Below are 17,676 nucleotides of genomic sequence, written 5' to 3' on the forward strand. Positions count from 1 at the left end.
ATCTTAGCAACTGCTTATAATTAAGAATTCGAGGCAGTTGCTTATTTATCCTCACAACAATGCCTATCGTGGTGAAGAAACAATCCATGCCAGCGATGACTACTTACATTTTAATATACCTTAAAAGTTGTTCCGTAGCTCTGCGTGGATCTTGCGCTTTTGTAATTGCAGAAATAAGAGCCACTCCCTGGACACCTGTTGTAACCACATCGGACATGCGCTCAATGTTTATCCCTCCAATTGCAACCAAAGGATAATTTAAAGTACGTTGCCAACGTTTTAAACGTTCAATTCCCTGTGCCAAGAAAGGCATTGCTTTGCTGGTAGTTGGATAAATTGGCCCAATAGCAATATAGGAAGGGTTAATTGCATGTGCTTTTGCCACCTCATAATAGCAATGAGTACTTACTCCCAGTAGTAATCCCCGTTTTCTAATTGCATCAACATCAGCAGCATCTAAATCAGATTGTCCCAAATGCACTCCATCGGCCTTGAATTTTAATGCCAACTCCCAATAATCATTAATATATAAAGTAGCACGATGTTTTTTAGCCAAAGCAATACTTCGCTGAATTTCTTTTTCTAAAGTTTCTGCTCGTTCTTTTATTCGCAATTGAATGGTTTTCACGCCCACACTCAACAATAATTCAACCCAAGCAAAACTATCCACAACAGGATAAAGACCCAAGCGATGACAACGCTTAAAGGGTTGTGGTGCTTCATATAATGGCGTTGACGTAAGATAAGGTAAATCGATTTCATCTTCAGGAAATCCCCCAAAATCAAAACCAGTTTGCGTCCGGCGCATAGTCTGATGGGTATACATTTTTGCGATAATGAGTGCATCTTTTAACGAATACCCCAGAGCCAAAGATGCAGTGATGGCTGCTGAAAGGATTGAGCGATTTTCGGAGTGCGTTGTATGAGGAATACGACTTTGAGTCAACCAAAATGAAGTAACTCCATTAGTCCAATAATCATGGCACCAAGCTTCAGTTAAATGTTCGCCTAATAGCAGAATACTTTGGTTGCCCAAACTTAATAATTCGTGAGCCGCTTTTTGCATAGACTGATGAGAGGCAATCTTATAACCTAAAATGAGTTCTGCCTCATGGGTATCCAATACTGAAAGATTAGCTAAAGAAAACCAGGGAATTAAGTCACTTTTTTTGTAATATACTTTTTGTAGCAAAAAATACGCATCTAAAACAACAGGAATCGAATGTTGCTTTGTAAAATAAATGTCTTCCAAAGAGATTTGAAAACCTACTTTTATGGCTGCAGGCATACGTTCAACATAAAATTGGGGCCGTTGCACGTCAACCCCAAAGTCTTGAAAAGTGTATAAATCTGCTTCTATTTCTGTATCTGCCCACACTATTTGCATTAGGACAACTCTCTATGCCAAAATGGCGTATCAATTAAAGGAGTACATGATTGAGCTGCCATTCGCTCAGCCATAATCCCTGCTTCAAATGCATTACGACCGGCAATAACCGCATGGGCAAACGCTTCTGCCATAGTCACTGGATGGATTGCCAAAGCAACTGCACTGTTGAGTAAAACTGCGTCAAAACCTAACTCTAAAATATGGGTTGCATGTGAGGGTTTTCCAATTCCGGCATCGACGATAAGCGTAATATCAGGTAACCGTTGCCGTAAAGTTTCCAATGAGTAGGGATTCAATAGACCTTTTCCAGAGCCAATAGGCGCAGCCCATGGCATCAAAATACGACAACCACAATCAATTAACCGCTGACACAATATCAAATCATCAGTACAATAAGGAAATACTTCAAATCCCCGTTTTACTAATTCTGTGGCAGCATGCACTAATTCAAACGGATCAGGCTGTAAACTGTAATCATCTCCGATTACCTCTAATTTAATCCACGAAGTTTGAAAGAGCTCTCGTGCCATTTCCGCAGTAGTAATCGCAGTTTGTGCATCACGGCAACCTGCAGTATTGGGAAGTAAATGACAAGGTAACGATTGGATGGTTTTCCAAAATAAATCGCCTCCTTGACCATAAGGCATCTGACGCTTCATGGAAATAGTGATTATATTTGTTTTGGAAGCATGGATTGCATGAGTCATCACCTCAAGTGATGGGTAAGCAGCAGTCCCTAAAAGCAGACGACTCGTAATTGTTTTATCAGCTAACTTCCACATGATCTATCCACCTTGCATTGGGGTAATCAAATCAATACGATCACCGTCTTGTACAATCGTCCTGGTAAACATAGATTTAGGAATAAATTGATTATTTATAGCAATCGCAACATGTGCCGCACTCTTATTTTTTTGCTCAAGTATCTCTTGTAACGTACACGAAAAATCTAAAGATAAGGGTTGATCATTAATATAAATAATCATGTATAAGCCTCCCATAGTTCTGGATAATAAACCTTTTCCTGATTGCTTTTGAGTCCACGTAGCACCTCTTCTACTAATGCCGGCGCGATTAAATATCCATGACGATAAAGCCCATTAACCGCAATAAACTGTTTTGCATATTTAATACGGGGTTGGTGATGAATTAAAGTTGGACGACAATGGGTTACCGTTTTAATGATTCGTGCCTCAGCAAAGCCTCGATGCACATAATAAGCAGCAGTTAATAATTCAAGAGTAGTGTGTACTGAAATCGAACTTAAATCTTCTGTTTCTAATTCACTTGCGCCAACAAGATAATAAGAATCGGGACGTGGTACAATATAAATGCTGTAACGCGGATGTAAAAGCCTTAGAGGTCGTTGCAAATTAACTCCAGGTGCATGTAACCAAATGAGTTCCCCGCGTAGTCCACGTAAATCAGAAAAGGTTTTTTTCGCACCTAATCCGCGACAATCAAAAACAAAATCGAAAACAAGGCTTTGCCCATCTATTTCTATTCTTCCCGGATACACTGATGAAACAAAAACCCCTTCTCGCCATAAGACACCTACCTGGCAAAGATGTTTTTTCAATAAGGATAATAAACTCTGATTATCAAGCTGCCCTTCTTGTGGAAAATAATAGGCCGTTTGAAATTGCTGCAATTCAGGCTCAATGTCTTTTAAGGCATGATGATTGAGCAATTCATAACATGAGTTACTCAACTTATTGACAATTCGAGCACTGAATTGTTGCCATTCTGCCTTGTCTTGTGGATGATGAAGAATAAGAGAGCCTTGGCGACGAAAATAAATAGGCTCGCCTAATTGATGAAGGATGGGCATCCATAATTTTTCAACAGACTCCACTCCTAAATTAAAGATCACTTGCTCTGCCTTATCAAGTTCTGACATAGGCGCTAAAAGTCCTGCTGCCGCGTTACTGCAATTATTGAATGAAACTCCTGATTCAAATACAGTCACCTGCCAACCCTCATTATGCAAACGTAAAGCGAGCAGACATCCCATAATTCCAGCACCGACAACAACAACATTTTTTATTTTGATTTTATTCACTTGCACAACAAGCAATAGGTTCTAAATCAGAATGAGGCATTTTAGGTAACCATTCATTGGAATAACAAGAATGGATATTAAAAGATTCATCAATAATCCCTAAGTGCTTACCAAACCGCCCTACTTTATTCCAATCACGATCTACATTTAAAAGTGTTCGCGAGAAAAAGGGTAAACTACGAATAAAAATAGTATGATACATTGGGGTTCTTAATTGTGGTTTTGCTCGACATAAAAGCTCATAAGCCTCATCTGGATTTTCTGTAGTAAACGCAGCGCCGCGTTGGGTGGCTTTGAGAAATCCTTGCATCAGATCAGGTTGCGCTAACATACGCTCTGGGACAATAAACTGAATGGAACAAAAACAGCAACAACCTAATCCAGCAAGTTGATCCAAACGTAAAAATACAGTTTCACCACGTAAATGCTCTAATTCAACCCGCTGAAAATTAATAAAACCAATACCGGTATCTATAAGGTCGCGACAAATCGCATCAGTTACATTCATTCCAATACGTACTGTTTCATAACTCGAAGCATCAATACCTGCTAAGTTTGCTAAATTATCAATAATAATTTTGCCAAACTCACCAATATAACCCACTCGCTTACCAACAATATCTTGAAATGAATTAATGCCACTGGACTTCAGTGCAATCAGTCCTGTAGGGGGTTCATCCAGCAAGGTACCAATTGAAGTTACAGAATAACCTTTCGCACGCGCAGCCAAAGTATGGATCATCGCCTTAACGCCAAAATCCACATGGCCCATGCCAACAATCTCAGTAACATCACTAGGATCACTAGGCTCCAAAATAGCAAGCTTTATGCCTTCTTGTTGGTAGTATCCTAAAGCATGGGCAATGAAAATCGGGGTGTGGTAAGGGTTTGCATACCAATTAAGTAGCAACGTTGTTCGTGTAGATAAGGCATTCATACCTTGGCTCCTTGTGTTCAATAGTGAGAATTACAAGATGGCAAGGAATAGTTGCGGTAAGAAAAACTGAAACGTTTTAGTCTGAAGCAAATACATCTTTGAGCGAGCAAGCTCAAACTTGGTTAACTCAAGAGTCAAAAAAATGCTTTTCAGACATCAGGCGTTCTTACGCTGGTATGAACCAGATCAAGTTCAACGGGTATTTCTCAGCCGCTTTTACGACACCCCGCGCCATCTATTGGTAGTTATGCTATCGTGGATAAAAAAGACTGTCAAATATTATAATCGGATAAAATTGATTCTTTCCTGGTGCATATATTAAAATCCCTGATTTTATAAGGAATTACCATGATATCTTTGGCAAAATTGTTAGGATTGAGACGATCTAATAGACCAACAATTGTCCACGAAAATCCCGGCCCTATTGATCTAGAAATAATCCCTGACAACTGTGATTTCATTCGCGAGGGTAGCGGGTTAACAACTGTCACTGGAGCAGTGGGACACAATGTCAACTTAGCTATTCGTGGAAATGGCAGTCTAAGAATAATAGGAAATGTAGGCACTGGATGCAAAATTCTCAAAGAGGGTAATGGAACTTTGACTTTTGAGGGGGCTGTGGCAAGCGATTTAGAATTAACCCTCTATGGTGGAGGGGATGTAACTTTTACGCAGCAACCTAGTGAGGAAGTCATTAGATCAATCAAAAATCGAGGTACAACGGCACGAATCATCTGCGCTGGTACAATTTTACCTCAACCCAGTCAAGGATATAGGCATCACAATTTAGGTAACCAAGCGAGGCAACATTCTGAGCAATCAGCACGGATTTTGAATCAGCTGTCATATAGCCGACCATCTTCCCCCTCCCCTAAATCCGAAAACACAGAGGATTATTATCAGCCCTTCACCCAAAACTACATTGAACATTGTCAAACGAGTAAGCTTGAAACAATAGCTGTTCGTATCAATCAGCTTAACTTAACTAATGAAGAAGAATTATTATTTGAAGATTTTAAGGATCCAATCACACTTGATTACTTCGAGGATATTCCTGTGATGTATGATGAAAGATATTATAATTTAAGCACGCTCTTGGAATTATATAAGAACAGCAGACCGGATCCTTTTACACGAAACCCATTAAAATTAGCAGGCATTTCTCCTGCACGCACCCTATTAAACAATTTCGATGAAGTCGTTCTTGAGCTCCATAAAAAACGAGAAGCAATAAAACAAAATGCTCCCGATCATCTCCTTGATGAAGAAACACAATCCAGTCAACAGCTGTTCAAGAGATAAGCTGAATCTTGATGAACGGATGGATTGAGTTGATTGCCTGAAATAGCATGATAGTTATCCATCCATTTATCACTCTGTTAACTCGCTTAAGAGTATTTGGTTCTTGGTATACGCTTTCCCTCCAATAGAGCCTAGATCTTTTAGCATTTCTCTAACTCCCGATCCCAACCTATGTAAATATTGTTAATAATGTCTTAATTTTAATCTATTATAATGCTCCTGTTTTTAAAAAACACATAAAAATGCTTTTACCTATTAAGTATCTTTATGTCAGCCTTAATATTTAACAAGAGAAAACACATGAAATTTGGAATTAAAGATTTAATTAACGCAACAGAGATTTGTAATTCTGTAACAAATACCATACCTCTTACTTATACTAATATCCCTATGTATAAAGCAACAATTCAATATGCAGAACATGTTCTTAATGGTTTGCCACAAGATATCGAAGAAGAACAAGTCGCCAAACTTAAAAATGCAATTAGACAATTAAACTCGGATCTATATCTGTATTCCCAATCGGAACTTAAAAACGCTCCTCAAGAAGTAAAATCAGATCTAAAGCAGTTTTTTCAAAGAGAATCTCAACAATATTTGCAGAATTATGTAAAAGAGCATGCAGAAGAAATTACTAAAAATGAGCAAGAAATTCAGCAAAAGTCTGTTCTTAGCACTCTAGGAATTTTTACGAAATTCGATAAAAACGACATTAATTCTGAACTCCATGATATCAAAGCCGAATTTAATTAATGTAAAATTTGTGTCGGTATGAAATGTAGGTTGGGTCATTTAGACCCAACAAACTCAATTTCTAAAACCTTTCAATGTTACCTCAATAGGTCTCACAAAATCAGCATCGGGGATTTTCTCTCTAACGCGACCCAAAGCATGCTGCATTGTAATAGAGTGTTTACAAAGCACGCTGATGGGTACTTCTTTTGCTTTTTGCTCACCTGTTGTAGTTATTGTATTGCTGTTTTGACAGATCACCCGCAATAATTTTTGCATTCCGGTGCCGCGAATGTATTCCTTATCAGGTTGTGACTCTTCCAACGTATGTAAAATATGTTGGCAACGCCATGCAGCTTGATCATAAGATTGAGATTGCTCAACTTGTTGAACGAGTAAAGAGCGTATTCCATGCTTATAATTCATGAGGTGGTTTAACCATGCCACTACAGCCTGCGAGTCGCTTAAAGGATTCGTTAATTGCTTCTCATTGTCCCATGTAATCTCATCTAAAAGTTGATTGACTAAGACATTCATAGTGACATTCACCCATTCATGTAGAGGGCTTTCTATACCATGATCCTTTTGTATTTTCATAGCAGCTTCATAAAATGCATCAAATACCTGCGTACTCTTGGGAGCTTGTAATACTGCTTGGTATAAGTGGGACAGCTCATCAATAACAGGGTGCTCAGAGAGCTCTATCTGTTTTTTGATCTCATTAATAATGGACTGCACATTTTCTATAGGTAAGAGATGATGATGCCATTCGCGTTGTACAAACTGAGTTAATTTTAAATGTTCACGCGCTTTGATACTTAAAGACGAATCATGGGTTTCATGAATACGCGTCTGTTCTAAAATACTTTCTCTCACTTCTTTAGACACGATTGACTGATAACAGAGAGCGCATTGTAAAAGGAATGCTTTATGTGACTCACTCAATTCATATTGGTTGAGAATCTGTTTCTCACTTCCAGGTCGGGATAAGAGCTCCTGGAATACCTCTTTCATATTATCAGGGAGTTCTGCAACAATATCACCTAGTGTGAGTTGATTCAGCATGATTTGATATTGCTCCATAAAACTAGAAAATAGAGTTTCTAATCCCCATTGAATATCAAGAGCGTTATTTATCCATGTTTGTATCTTACGCAAGCCTTGCTCTTTTTCTTTTAGTTTGGCAAGTGCCGGACCATTAAAACGGTACTGAGCAATATCTTTTATTTTAGCATCAGGATTATGAGCGTAGTAAACAGCCAAAGCAATTAAGGCCTTATCTTGCGGATCTTTTAATTTGTGTTTGTCAATTATTGTTTTAATCTTTTCACGAGTATCTTGCCCAAAATTAGGTGTAGTTAAGCATTCATAAAGTGCATAAATTAAAACATTATCAATTTGCAAGACATGCTTATTGATAATGCGCTCTAAGACTTTATTACTCCCAGTATCAATCACTGGATCGAATAATTGTCGCCATTCGAAAGCTTCTAATGGAAATACATTTAATAAAATTTGTTTATAGTGACTTTCTTTTGTGACTCGTCCAGAAAATAACGACGGGTGTATCTTTTTCACATAAGTCAGTAACCGCTTAATTAACTCCTCCTTTGATGCACTATGACCATTCGCTGTTGCCATGAGCTGCAATAAATGATCACGAATATCCATAATCGCTTGAACACGCAACCCAGGCTCATTGCCCGGTGCAGAAGAAATAGCCAAGCTATGATCTGCTTTTTGTTGCTGTATGACTGAAGAAAACAAACTATTATAAAGAGTCCTGGGTATTGAACTTAACGCATGACTAGCACCTAAACCCGTTCCATAAACAAAACCACCAATGCCAGAACCGATTGCCTTTAATAATCTGTAGCGCTCTTGAGTACTGTATTTTTGATAACCGGCAATATAAGCCTGGGCGAAAGGTTGGGTGATCAGACTAAAGAAAGTCTTATCGCGACGGATTAGAGGCAATAAAGCCCCACCGGTTTTGACCATTATATCTAGCAAGGCTTCACGTGTTGAAGGTCTAACAATTTGATTTCCATCCAAATCACGATAACCAGAATGAAAATTAGTTGCATGACGTCGACTATAAAAATCTTGACTTATTGCTGGAGATGGCGCTTGATATTTTAAAGCATCATACATTAATCCCGGTGACACTTTGGGTGAAATATTCGCTGCTGGATTTTTACTTAGATCCACAAAATATTCTTTGACCTCTTGTAATTCCAATAAGGGTTTGACATGTAATCGAGCTTGTTGCGCTATTGCTTTTGCCGTTTCATCACTTGGAGTAGGATAGAAAAAATCAGTTAATTGACTTAGATAACTTAAAATATCTTCATAGTGTTGTAGCCCCATTACATTTTGTAAGGGTTTTAGCGTAGTAAGCTCGCGAAGCAAACGATCACAAGTGGTACGATTTTGAGGTGCGAATACATCAGGTGAGCTTGTTAACTCGGCAAAATAATAGTGCAAATCTGCATCTTCTTGAGTTAAGGGATATAAACTGTAGACAAGCTCTTTAAATAAGGAAAAGAATGCCTTATGACAGACTTCTGCGGTTCGCTGCGGATCATGTAAGATCTTATCAAGTTTTTGCCATTTACGATTTATTTCAACATTAATATGGTCAGGCAATGGCGGAGTCGCTTTATCTATAGGTGGTAAAAATCGGGTTGCAACTGCAAAATAATAGGCACTAAATGCAGGACAATAAGTCATTAAACGCGATGAATGTAACATGCGAATAACAAATGAAGCACAAAGCTCTACCTGCTTAAAATGTTTGTCAAAGTTTTTGGGGACCACCCCGATGAATGGTACAAAAAAATCTTCCGCTTCACGTATTACCTGGCCATAAAAAGCATCCGGTATAAATTCATCTGGCCCAATGGGATTATAAACCAGGTGCCCGCGCATTCCTGTAGAAGAGGATTGCGCATATTGCAATTGTAGGGGCCACAAAGGATTAGCCACAGAAAGCGATTGCGAGCAATCGCCAGACCCCGTATCCCTGGGAAATGCCTCTACGACCAATGAACCTGCTTGCCGGAACATAGGAGTCTGTTTGTAGTCGCCTTTATTCGTTTTAAAATAGGTACCTTGAGGATCAGGTTGATAAAAAGAATCAATTTGTTGCATTCCTTCGTCTGTATCATTCACTACATAATGGCGACGATACTTGGTGTACGCCGAATTTTCAAAATAAGGTGGCTCGGGGAAAAGACCCGTAATCAGATTATCTATCAAAGCATTGTAAAGTGTATTGGAGTATTCGGAAGGTTGTAGTTGAGTCATATACTCAAAACTTGATAGAAGTGCCTGAAGCTCATATTTAATTCCAATCGCTGCGTTCATACGAGCTTCAGAGGGGCCTTGTCTATGAAGACTTAAATTTCTGAAATGAGAAGCCCACTCAGGATCATTAAATCGAAATGCATCAACTCCAGCTTCGTTAGAGTCACTAACAACTCCGCCCCAATTGGCGCCAATTCCTAAAGCTTCTCCTCGATTAAATTGAAATCGCTGTAAGAATCGCATTAAATAACGACCAATTATGGATAAGTGTTCTGCCCCAATGGTTATGTCTGCTTGCTCACATTGCTCTTGTAAAATGCGAAGTACCATTTCTTCATTTAGTGAATTTAAGATGGTCTTATGATTGAGAAAAGGACTGACATAACACTCATACGAAGATGATTTTAAGGTGATAAACTCTACCCCAAAGCGTTGTAATACAGTTTGTAGCCAGTCAAAAAACTCATCATTAAGTGGTAGATTAATGAGTTGAGATAATTGACGTCGAATGTTAGATTGCCATTGTACCCACGGTAAGAAATCAGGAATTTTCTTGGCCAATGCATCTGCATGACCACCTGGTTTTAAAGCAAATCCATGAATTGACAAATAAACACTTTTATCCGCAATGCGTCCAGCTTCATTGATCTGATAATCAAAGGTTGATGTAAAGGGTTGTGTCTCTGTTTTCTTGTTTGTAAAAAGAGATTGGCCAATCGGATCAACCGGTTTTTTTGAAAGCGATATTGATTCCACTTGAGCTGGATTATCTGTGTGCCCCATTGGTGATAACAGGCAAGGATAGTTTGATAAAAACGTTTCTATAGGAGCTGTTGACCAAGCGCTCATAGCTTTTAGCACTTGCCATAAGCTATTAATATTACACCCCATATAATGATCTTTTAAGGCTAGTAAGACGTCTTGATAGGCTTTATTTAATGCAGATGCATCTAATTCTTTGGCAAAATCATCAGCATGATATGCCTCAATAAGTTGATTAAATTGTTTAATCTTACTGTTAATTTCCCTACTGTGAATGGGATACTCGCCTAAGAAGTTGGGCAAGCGATACTTGAAAGGAGCCAAGTGATTACATGGGCTTTCTTGTAATTGGGTGATTAATGACAAAGCCTGTTCTAGTGAAGTTGTAGAGGAAGGCGGAGCTTTGTATTGTTCTTGCAATTGCTCACGAAATCGATGAACACATTCATCATCACTTAACATAGCTAATAAAAAGTAAGCGCGGGTTTGTGTTTTCAGATTTAACTGCTCCCTCATCACCCGCGGCAGTTTTGCTCTTAGCGTCCTTAGTATGGCAACGCTGCCATCCTGATCATTGTCAATATCGAAAGTGTGATAGTTATACATGGGTTCACTCTGTTTTTGATCCATTCGCAGATGCACTAGCATCGTCTCGAAGCCTCAACACAAGCATACCGAAGATTCGAAGACGGCATAAACGCTCCTCAGCCCGAACGCGCCCGGGTAATGAGTCGCTTTCTTATATCGAACTGACATTAACTTAAAGAATCTATCCTTATCCCTACGTCCCGCGACTTATTAGGGACCCAGAAATCCCTCACCATCAAGGGATCTCGCGGATAAGCCGCGGGACGTCGATTGAGGAGAATGTCTCTTAAGTCAATGTCTTAATTTTATAACCATTTTTCACAAACAAGTCGCATAGAACGTAGGGAATGAGGATAAGCACTCCCTAGTCTACGCATCTTTTACATACTTAGGCTACTTGGTTGATGAATCTCTTCTACCTGGGGCTGTACCAAACCTATATCGACTTGGAACTCCTGTCGTGTAGGAAATTTTCTTTTAGTAGAACTATGCCGTGCGACATCACTCATTTTAATTTGTTTATAATATTGAAATAGCTCTTCAAAAACATGTTCATACAATATCTGAGCTTTTCCACTTCTTTGATCTTGCGGTAATGCATTATGTAATGCTTTCAGTAAAGACCAATCATCTTTAGACTTATCTATAAATTTACGCAGTATGCCCTGTGCATCATCTTCATTTGCAAATTGAGCTACAAACCTTAAATCAGGTACAGGTACATCACTGTAAGCACCAAATTTTGAATGGTAGCTTGATAGAGAAATACCGCCAAAATCGAGTCGTTTAATCAAACTATCAAGATCTGTTGCCTGCACATTGGGTGCCAATAATCGAATAATGATTTTATAAAATTCTTTTAAGCCTTTTTTATGATCGGTTTGCTCTTCATCATCCTTCAGTACTTCAAGTCCAGAAATCTGTTGATCAATCACATCTTGCAGTCTGTTTTGGGCATTTAAAGTAGATTGAGTATCACTAAATTGATCAAGCGTCTTAAAGGCTTCAAGAATGTTCATTAAGATGGCACTTGTTCCTGCACTAGAAGCAACCCCAGGTTGGTTTAATGTATTTATTAATACCCCATTAGGATTGGAAGAATCATTGGTTTCCAATTGTAGCGCAATATGCGAGTCTCGATGCAAACTGATAATTTCCAGTATCTTAATAAGCCTTAAGATAGTATCAAGACCAATTAAACCTCCCTGGGCTAACACTTTAAGTATGTTGGTGACTGTTCCAGCAACAAGATCCGTGCTAAACCCTATGGATTGGGACGAGTCACTGCTTCCTTTACTGCAATTTTCACTCTCATGTGTTTGTGCGGGATGTAAATGAGCATCAGTAGTATGAACTTTTTTATGTGTCCAGTTCACCGAACCATTTAAGCTCGCGGGAGATGCAGAAACAGCGCCAGTTGCTAATAATGAGCCTTCTGCAAGATAAAGTGCGGCATAAGCACTGGAGGTCAAGAGACTTTGCTGTAAACTATGCATCACAAGGCCTCGTTGTACCGTATCCATGTTATCTTTCAAAGCATGATGTAAATCCAGTGCAATTCTCATCAGAGCAATACCCGTATGCGATAAAGTTAAGCGTAGTGCAGTTATTGCATGAGTAGCACTGTAGTCTTGGCCTAGATGACTATCCCACCCGATCTGGTCTGTAGATTGAGCAGACTCCTCTTTGCTGGGTACCTGACTGGCTTTTTGTGATATGGCTTGCAGGCGATTTTGATCAATTAAGGTCAGTGAACGGCAAATACTTAACATTTCATCACATAATAAAGCGATAGTACTCGCTGCCCAATATACAGTAGCAGTATTGCTGGCAAATGATTGATGCGTTGATAACAAAGAACCCTGCTTTTTTGATTTCCCCGACTTCGCTTCTTTTTCAATTTCTGCGATAAAATTTCGCGTCGATGCTTGAATCACATTAAGCATTTGCGTCATTCCAGGAAGCGTTTCCATCAAAGCTTCATTTTTTTGTGCCTCATTTATTTTAGCTGCTGCTTCTTTAGATGCTTTGGTAGCCAGCGTAACAGGATTACTAAATATACTATGTGTTGCTACCAGAGAAGAAACAGTACCGTGTGCAAGGGAACTTAGTTGGCTTGCCATATCTTGATTAAGGCCTGGGATAATATTTTGTTGATTCTCGTGTTCAATTCGATCAAGAACGCCCTTGATAGTGGCTTCAGATCGATCCAGGATCTCTGGATTAGCAAAATCAACCGAGCTATTGGCTGTCATTGTTGAGGTATGATTTGTTTCATTTTCTTGCTGTGGGCTAACGAGTTGACGTAATGCATCAGCCAACTCGCTCACATGACTTAACAATACACTCATGGAACGACTTGAGATCACTTCACTACTTTGCTCTGCTGTCATTATTGCAGGCGATCCCCCAAGATTTTCGGCACAAAGACGCATAATATTTGAAAGAAAACTAAGATTAGAGTGCAAACTGTTAATACGGTCCACTCCACCAGAGGAGCCTTGAGCTGTTGCCTCAGCAAGGGCTTTTTGTAGCCGTCCATCACTTATTGCAATGGCAGTTTTGTTGACGCCTCGTGAAGACTCAACAAAAAAAGATAAAACAATTAAACGAAGCAGAGCCGTGGTCAATGGGCTAGTAATGCTTTGATCTGACATTAAATCAGCTGCCGGTTCTGTATGAGATAAGGCGGCCTCAAGATCGCGCAATTGCTGCTTGGAGGCACGGCTATCACCGTTTTGTGTTGCTTTAGATACACCACTACTAGCATGATACACATTTTTTTCATTATCTTTACTTGCTGATTCATTGCCAGAAAAATGACTGATCGCACCACCTTCTCTAAAAATTTGGCCAATCATATCAGTTAACAATGCTGTTGCTGTGGGGAGGATTGCAGTGGTTGCTACACTTCCACCTGCAACTGTAGAAGCGGCAACACGCGCATGACTTTCTGCATGGGAATTACCGTCTATGTTAATCGCTTTCGCAACCTCATCAATAATGTGAGCACCTTGGTCACTAATAACTCCAGATACACTGTTAACGCTAACCGATCCCCCCTTACCTTTAGCATCAAATTTGAATGCTTGTTTCATTGCATCTTGCATTTTGTCGGAGGGAATTTCTACATGTGATAAGCCACGTCCAGTTTCTTTCACAACCGTTGCAATATCGCTAGGCACTTGCACTAGGTGACCTACACCACTTAGTAACCCCAATAAAGCATTTCTGACAATAAAAGCTACGGAGTCATTGGTTTCAATCACTCCTTCTCTTATTTCTTCTATATAAGTTTCTAAAGCGCTGTGATCCAGCTTAGGAGGATTCTCAAATAAAACATGCAATGCTCGGAGAATAGAATCACGCTGACCACTTTTTTCGGAGAATACCGCAGAAGCGTTTTTTGCAGCCAATACAGATTGAGATACTCCACTACCAATCCCTGACACCGAAGCACTCGGTATGCCTGTGATTGCAGCACCAGTTACAGTAAAACTACGAAAGAAATTATCACGCATGATCCACATCCCTGCTTTCATTAAAGTGGGGCAATGTATATAATTGCTTTTTAATTGTCAATGTGTTTTTTTGGCATCTACAGTGCGTTGAGAGACGTCAGGATAATCTGACAGTCTCAACAATTACGATATGTATCCTGCACATAAAATACATTATGCTGAATTAAAAATCGTTGGCATAATAATGGTGTATGTTGCAATAAATGATGCAAATAAGCTCTAGTAAATTGCTGGCTACAAGTAGGACAAATGCATTCAGCATCTATTGTTTCAAACTGCATTTGTGTGCTTAAATTCGTTAAATCTATAGTTCCGGATTGAGTGTATACTTTTCCATGTAGCGCAGCTTTTGCAGGTTCATCGGACTCAATAAATTCAACTCCTTTATGACGCAGCTCTTGAATTAATCCTGGTTCAAAACTTCCTATTACATAACGCGGTATGTTTGACCAATGAGCTAATTGCTCCCAATCCAATTTACTAGCCTCGGCATTAAAATAAACTCCATAGGATTGGCTTATATTTTGTTTTCCTACATCATTCTGATGAAAAAAAGGAAAAATAGAACGATTCCAATGCTCCCAAAACTGTGGAAAATCGTTCATGATATTTTTAGGTAAAATAACCGCTTTAGGATTTAAATGCTGGATTAACTCAAGCAAATCAAAAAATGTAAGTTTTATTTTAGAACCATCATAAGGAGATTTAAGTATAAAAAAACCTTCCTTATTTACTACAAGTGACATCCCATTGAATATAATAAAACCAGGCCAAGCTAAATAATGTCCAATATCTGTTATTTTCTTTAAAACATCCTGGCCTGGTTTATACAGTAAACGTTCCAAAGAATAAGAGGCTGCAGTTACATTAACCTCCTGCCAATTTTTCGCAGTAAGGCATAAACCTGTTTCCGAAGTTAAAATGGGTATAAAATTTTGAGTGGCGGCAAACATTTCTATTCTCCTGATTTACAGTAATAAACTGGTGTCGCCATAACTAAAAAATCGATATTTTTTCTCAATCGCCTCCTGATAAAGTTTCATTGCTTGTGTATGGCCTATAAAAGCTGAAACCAACATGAGTAAAGTAGATTCAGGTAAATGAAAATTAGTCATCAAACCATCACAAATTTTAAACTCATATCCTGGATAAATAAAAATATCTGTATCTCTGCTACATGGAGTTAAAACTCCATTCTGTGCAGCACTTTCAAGGCTGCGCAAAGCGGTAGTGCCTACGGCAATCACCCGGTTTCCTGCAACTTTTGTCGCCTGGATAGCAGCACATAATTCCGCACTAATGGTAAAATGCTCATGATGCATTTTATGATCTGCAATATTATCACAGCGAACAGGTCTAAATGTTCCCGCTCCTACGTGTAATGTTACATACGCTACCGAAATACCTCTTGAACGTATATGAGAGAGCACCGCTGCATCAAAATGTAATCCGGCAGTAGGCGCTGCAACTGAGCCTTCATATTTAGCATAAATTGTTTGATAACGATCTTTATCTAAAGTTTCATCATTTCGTGCAATATATGGTGGTAGAGGAATATGCCCTACTCCGTTGAGTAATTCCAATACCTCCATATCAGCCTTACAAACAAATAAATCATCTTGCCTATCAAGAACTTCAATATGCTTATTTTGCTCCAATTGAATAATGGAGCCCGCTTTCAACGCTTTACTTGCTTTAATATGAGCGAGAAAAGTCAATTCTCCTGTAATACGTTCAACCAATAGCTCAACCTTTCCCCCAGTAGTTTTATGGCCATACAATCGTGCCGGGATTACTTTAGAGTCATTCATGACCAGCAAATCACCAGGTTTTAAAAAATCAGCAATTTCTCGAAACTGATGATGACTATATTCACCTATCTTACGGTCATAAACCAAAAGTCTTGAATCGCTCCGATTCGCTAGAGGATATTGAGCAATAAGTTCTGGGGGTAAATTAAAATAAAAGTCCTCTTTATTCATAAGACAACCTGCAAACAAATTATCGTCATTATACACTAAAGAAAGGATTCGGCACTTAAATAGTGTAGGCCATTCAAGTTAAAATTCCTCTTAATCCTTTATTTAGTTACATCTAAATTGTGTATGAGTTGGTATAGGATTGAACCCATTAAGCTGCTCCTCTGTGGATGGATCATAAAATAATGAGGCTTTTTGCACTGGATTTTGGCCTAAGTTTGTATTCTGTGTGTTTTTTAGACCAAGATCTTTCATTTGAGAATGAGATGTTTTTATCTCTTCCAACTCTATATTCTCATCTTCTTTTAATTGAGAAAATCTAGAATTATAAGTCTGAACGACAACTTTAACGCCCATACCCGCCAATCCCCCAAGAAGTAAAAAGGGTGACCACAGAATTGCACCTATGGATTTTACTGCGCCTGTAAAACTCAAACCATCTTCATTAACAACCTGTGATTTAAGCATATAGAACACATTTTTATTATTGGTATAGCATTCTTTAGCACTAGAATATAAATAGAGCATTCCGATAGCACTATAAACAAAGAGAGCACCTATTCCCAAAGCAGTACTAAAAGCGAGTGCGCTACCCATACTAGCTCCTACTCCAGTAGTACTTACCCCTGCTCCTATTCCAGCGCTTATTCCCATTTTTGCCCCAACTAAGCCAGTAGCGGCCATGGATGCCGTTGCAAAATGAAAAGCCCCCACAGTCAATTTAAGTATCAACGCAATAAGGATAATAGGAATAACAATCATTGAGCCGATTAATAATGAGCCAAAGCCCCAGCCAGAAGTATTATAATAATGTCGATGATAGCGCCCATGATGACTATGATGATGCGTATGAACGTTATTAACCTGAGCTCTTTTATTTCTTGGCTCATAATGCACTCTATCGAACACTTTAACCTCCTTTTATTGCTTTCAAATAATTTGAAGCTTGGAGTATAAAAAAGAAAACTTAAGGTTTTATTAAAAAAATTATCGTTTGCTAAAAGTTACCTTTGTACGGGACAAAAAACTTTGAAAAAATAAATAAAGGAAGAAAGGATAAGAAATAACTCGCTGATTTTAAATGTATTTCATAT

12 protein-coding genes and 1 riboswitch are annotated in these 17,676 nt (G+C 38.8%); of the genes, 2 read left to right on the forward strand and 10 right to left on the reverse strand.

Features of this window, described 5'->3' with window-relative positions; all coding sequences use genetic code 11:
- Nucleotides 1-103 precede the first annotated feature (103 nt).
- From thiE to Lsan_RS16185, 5 genes are read right to left on the reverse strand one after another with little or no spacing between them, the layout of a single operon-like run.
- Nucleotides 104-1,387 carry a thiamine phosphate synthase gene (gene thiE / locus Lsan_RS16165; protein WP_058515161.1) on the reverse strand — a complete coding sequence of 428 codons (1,284 nt, stop codon included), beginning with the start codon at nucleotides 1,385-1,387 and terminating at the stop codon, nucleotides 104-106.
- On the reverse strand, nucleotides 1,387-2,172 hold the full coding sequence (locus Lsan_RS16170) for a thiazole synthase (protein WP_058515162.1): 786 nt from the start codon (nucleotides 2,170-2,172) through the stop codon (nucleotides 1,387-1,389). The genes thiE and Lsan_RS16170 overlap by 1 nt, the downstream gene beginning before the upstream one ends.
- A 3-nt stretch (nucleotides 2,173-2,175) precedes the next feature.
- Nucleotides 2,176-2,376, reverse strand: coding sequence for a sulfur carrier protein ThiS (gene thiS, locus Lsan_RS16175; RefSeq protein WP_058515163.1), 201 nt, complete (start codon nucleotides 2,374-2,376; stop codon nucleotides 2,176-2,178).
- Nucleotides 2,373-3,437 (reverse strand): FAD-dependent oxidoreductase, encoded by a 1,065-nt coding sequence (locus Lsan_RS16180; RefSeq protein ID WP_058515366.1) that lies wholly within the window; start codon nucleotides 3,435-3,437, stop codon nucleotides 2,373-2,375. Before Lsan_RS16180 ends, thiS begins: the two co-directional genes overlap by 4 nt.
- Before the next feature lie 7 nt (nucleotides 3,438-3,444).
- Nucleotides 3,445-4,389 carry an ABC transporter substrate-binding protein gene (locus Lsan_RS16185; protein WP_058515164.1) on the reverse strand — a complete coding sequence of 315 codons (945 nt, stop codon included), beginning with the start codon at nucleotides 4,387-4,389 and terminating at the stop codon, nucleotides 3,445-3,447.
- A 146-nt stretch (nucleotides 4,390-4,535) separates the two neighbouring features.
- Nucleotides 4,536-4,628, reverse strand: a riboswitch (TPP riboswitch).
- Between the two features lie 109 nt (nucleotides 4,629-4,737).
- Here Lsan_RS16185 and Lsan_RS23150 point away from each other — a divergent pair.
- A complete protein-coding gene (locus Lsan_RS23150; protein WP_237762169.1) occupies nucleotides 4,738-5,691 on the forward strand; it encodes an RING finger protein in 954 nt (317 codons plus the stop codon).
- 300 nt (nucleotides 5,692-5,991) lie between these two features.
- Nucleotides 5,992-6,444, forward strand: a complete 453-nt coding sequence (locus Lsan_RS16200; protein WP_058515166.1) for a hypothetical protein — start codon at nucleotides 5,992-5,994, stop codon at nucleotides 6,442-6,444.
- Nucleotides 6,445-6,498: 54 nt separating this feature from the next.
- Here Lsan_RS16200 and Lsan_RS16205 read toward each other — a convergent pair whose 3' ends face one another.
- The 5 genes from Lsan_RS16205 to Lsan_RS16230 form a co-directional block, all read right to left on the reverse strand.
- Nucleotides 6,499-11,100, reverse strand: coding sequence for a hypothetical protein (locus Lsan_RS16205; RefSeq protein WP_237762170.1), 4,602 nt, complete (start codon nucleotides 11,098-11,100; stop codon nucleotides 6,499-6,501).
- Between the two features lie 362 nt (nucleotides 11,101-11,462).
- Entirely contained in the window at nucleotides 11,463-14,603 is a 3,141-nt protein-coding gene (locus tag Lsan_RS23155; protein WP_237762171.1) for a hypothetical protein, read from the reverse strand.
- Between the two features lie 116 nt (nucleotides 14,604-14,719).
- Nucleotides 14,720-15,556, reverse strand: coding sequence for a tRNA-guanine transglycosylase (locus tag Lsan_RS16220; protein WP_058515167.1), 837 nt, complete (start codon nucleotides 15,554-15,556; stop codon nucleotides 14,720-14,722).
- 15 nt (nucleotides 15,557-15,571) lie between these two features.
- Nucleotides 15,572-16,585: a tRNA preQ1(34) S-adenosylmethionine ribosyltransferase-isomerase QueA gene (gene queA / locus Lsan_RS16225; protein WP_058515168.1), complete on the reverse strand. Its 1,014-nt coding sequence runs from the start codon at nucleotides 16,583-16,585 to the stop codon at nucleotides 15,572-15,574.
- A gap of 102 nt (nucleotides 16,586-16,687) precedes the next feature.
- The gene (locus tag Lsan_RS16230; protein ID WP_058515169.1) at nucleotides 16,688-17,491 is read right to left on the reverse strand and encodes a hypothetical protein; all 804 of its coding nucleotides are present in this window, start codon (nucleotides 17,489-17,491) and stop codon (nucleotides 16,688-16,690) included.
- Nucleotides 17,492-17,676: the final 185 nt, after the last annotated feature.

The organism is Legionella santicrucis (assembly GCF_001468135.1).
Lineage (GTDB): Bacteria > Pseudomonadota > Gammaproteobacteria > Legionellales > Legionellaceae > Legionella > Legionella santicrucis.

What these genes read in the sequence shown, in the direction of transcription:
- thiE (WP_058515161.1), bottom strand. Translation starts at nt 1,387, where the DNA reads ATGCAAATAGTGTGGGCAGATACAGAAATAGAAGCAGATTTATACACT.
- Lsan_RS16170 (WP_058515162.1), bottom strand. Translation starts at nt 2,172, where the DNA reads ATGTGGAAGTTAGCTGATAAAACAATTACGAGTCGTCTGCTTTTAGGG.
- thiS (WP_058515163.1), bottom strand. Translation starts at nt 2,376, where the DNA reads ATGATTATTTATATTAATGATCAACCCTTATCTTTAGATTTTTCGTGT.
- Lsan_RS16185 (WP_058515164.1), bottom strand. Translation starts at nt 4,389, where the DNA reads ATGAATGCCTTATCTACACGAACAACGTTGCTACTTAATTGGTATGCA.
- Lsan_RS23150 (WP_237762169.1), top strand. Translation starts at nt 4,738, where the DNA reads ATGATATCTTTGGCAAAATTGTTAGGATTGAGACGATCTAATAGACCA.
- Lsan_RS16200 (WP_058515166.1), top strand. Translation starts at nt 5,992, where the DNA reads ATGAAATTTGGAATTAAAGATTTAATTAACGCAACAGAGATTTGTAAT.
- Lsan_RS16205 (WP_237762170.1), bottom strand. Translation starts at nt 11,100, where the DNA reads ATGTATAACTATCACACTTTCGATATTGACAATGATCAGGATGGCAGC.
- Lsan_RS23155 (WP_237762171.1), bottom strand. Translation starts at nt 14,603, where the DNA reads ATGCGTGATAATTTCTTTCGTAGTTTTACTGTAACTGGTGCTGCAATC.
- Lsan_RS16220 (WP_058515167.1), bottom strand. Translation starts at nt 15,556, where the DNA reads ATGTTTGCCGCCACTCAAAATTTTATACCCATTTTAACTTCGGAAACA.
- queA (WP_058515168.1), bottom strand. Translation starts at nt 16,585, where the DNA reads ATGAATAAAGAGGACTTTTATTTTAATTTACCCCCAGAACTTATTGCT.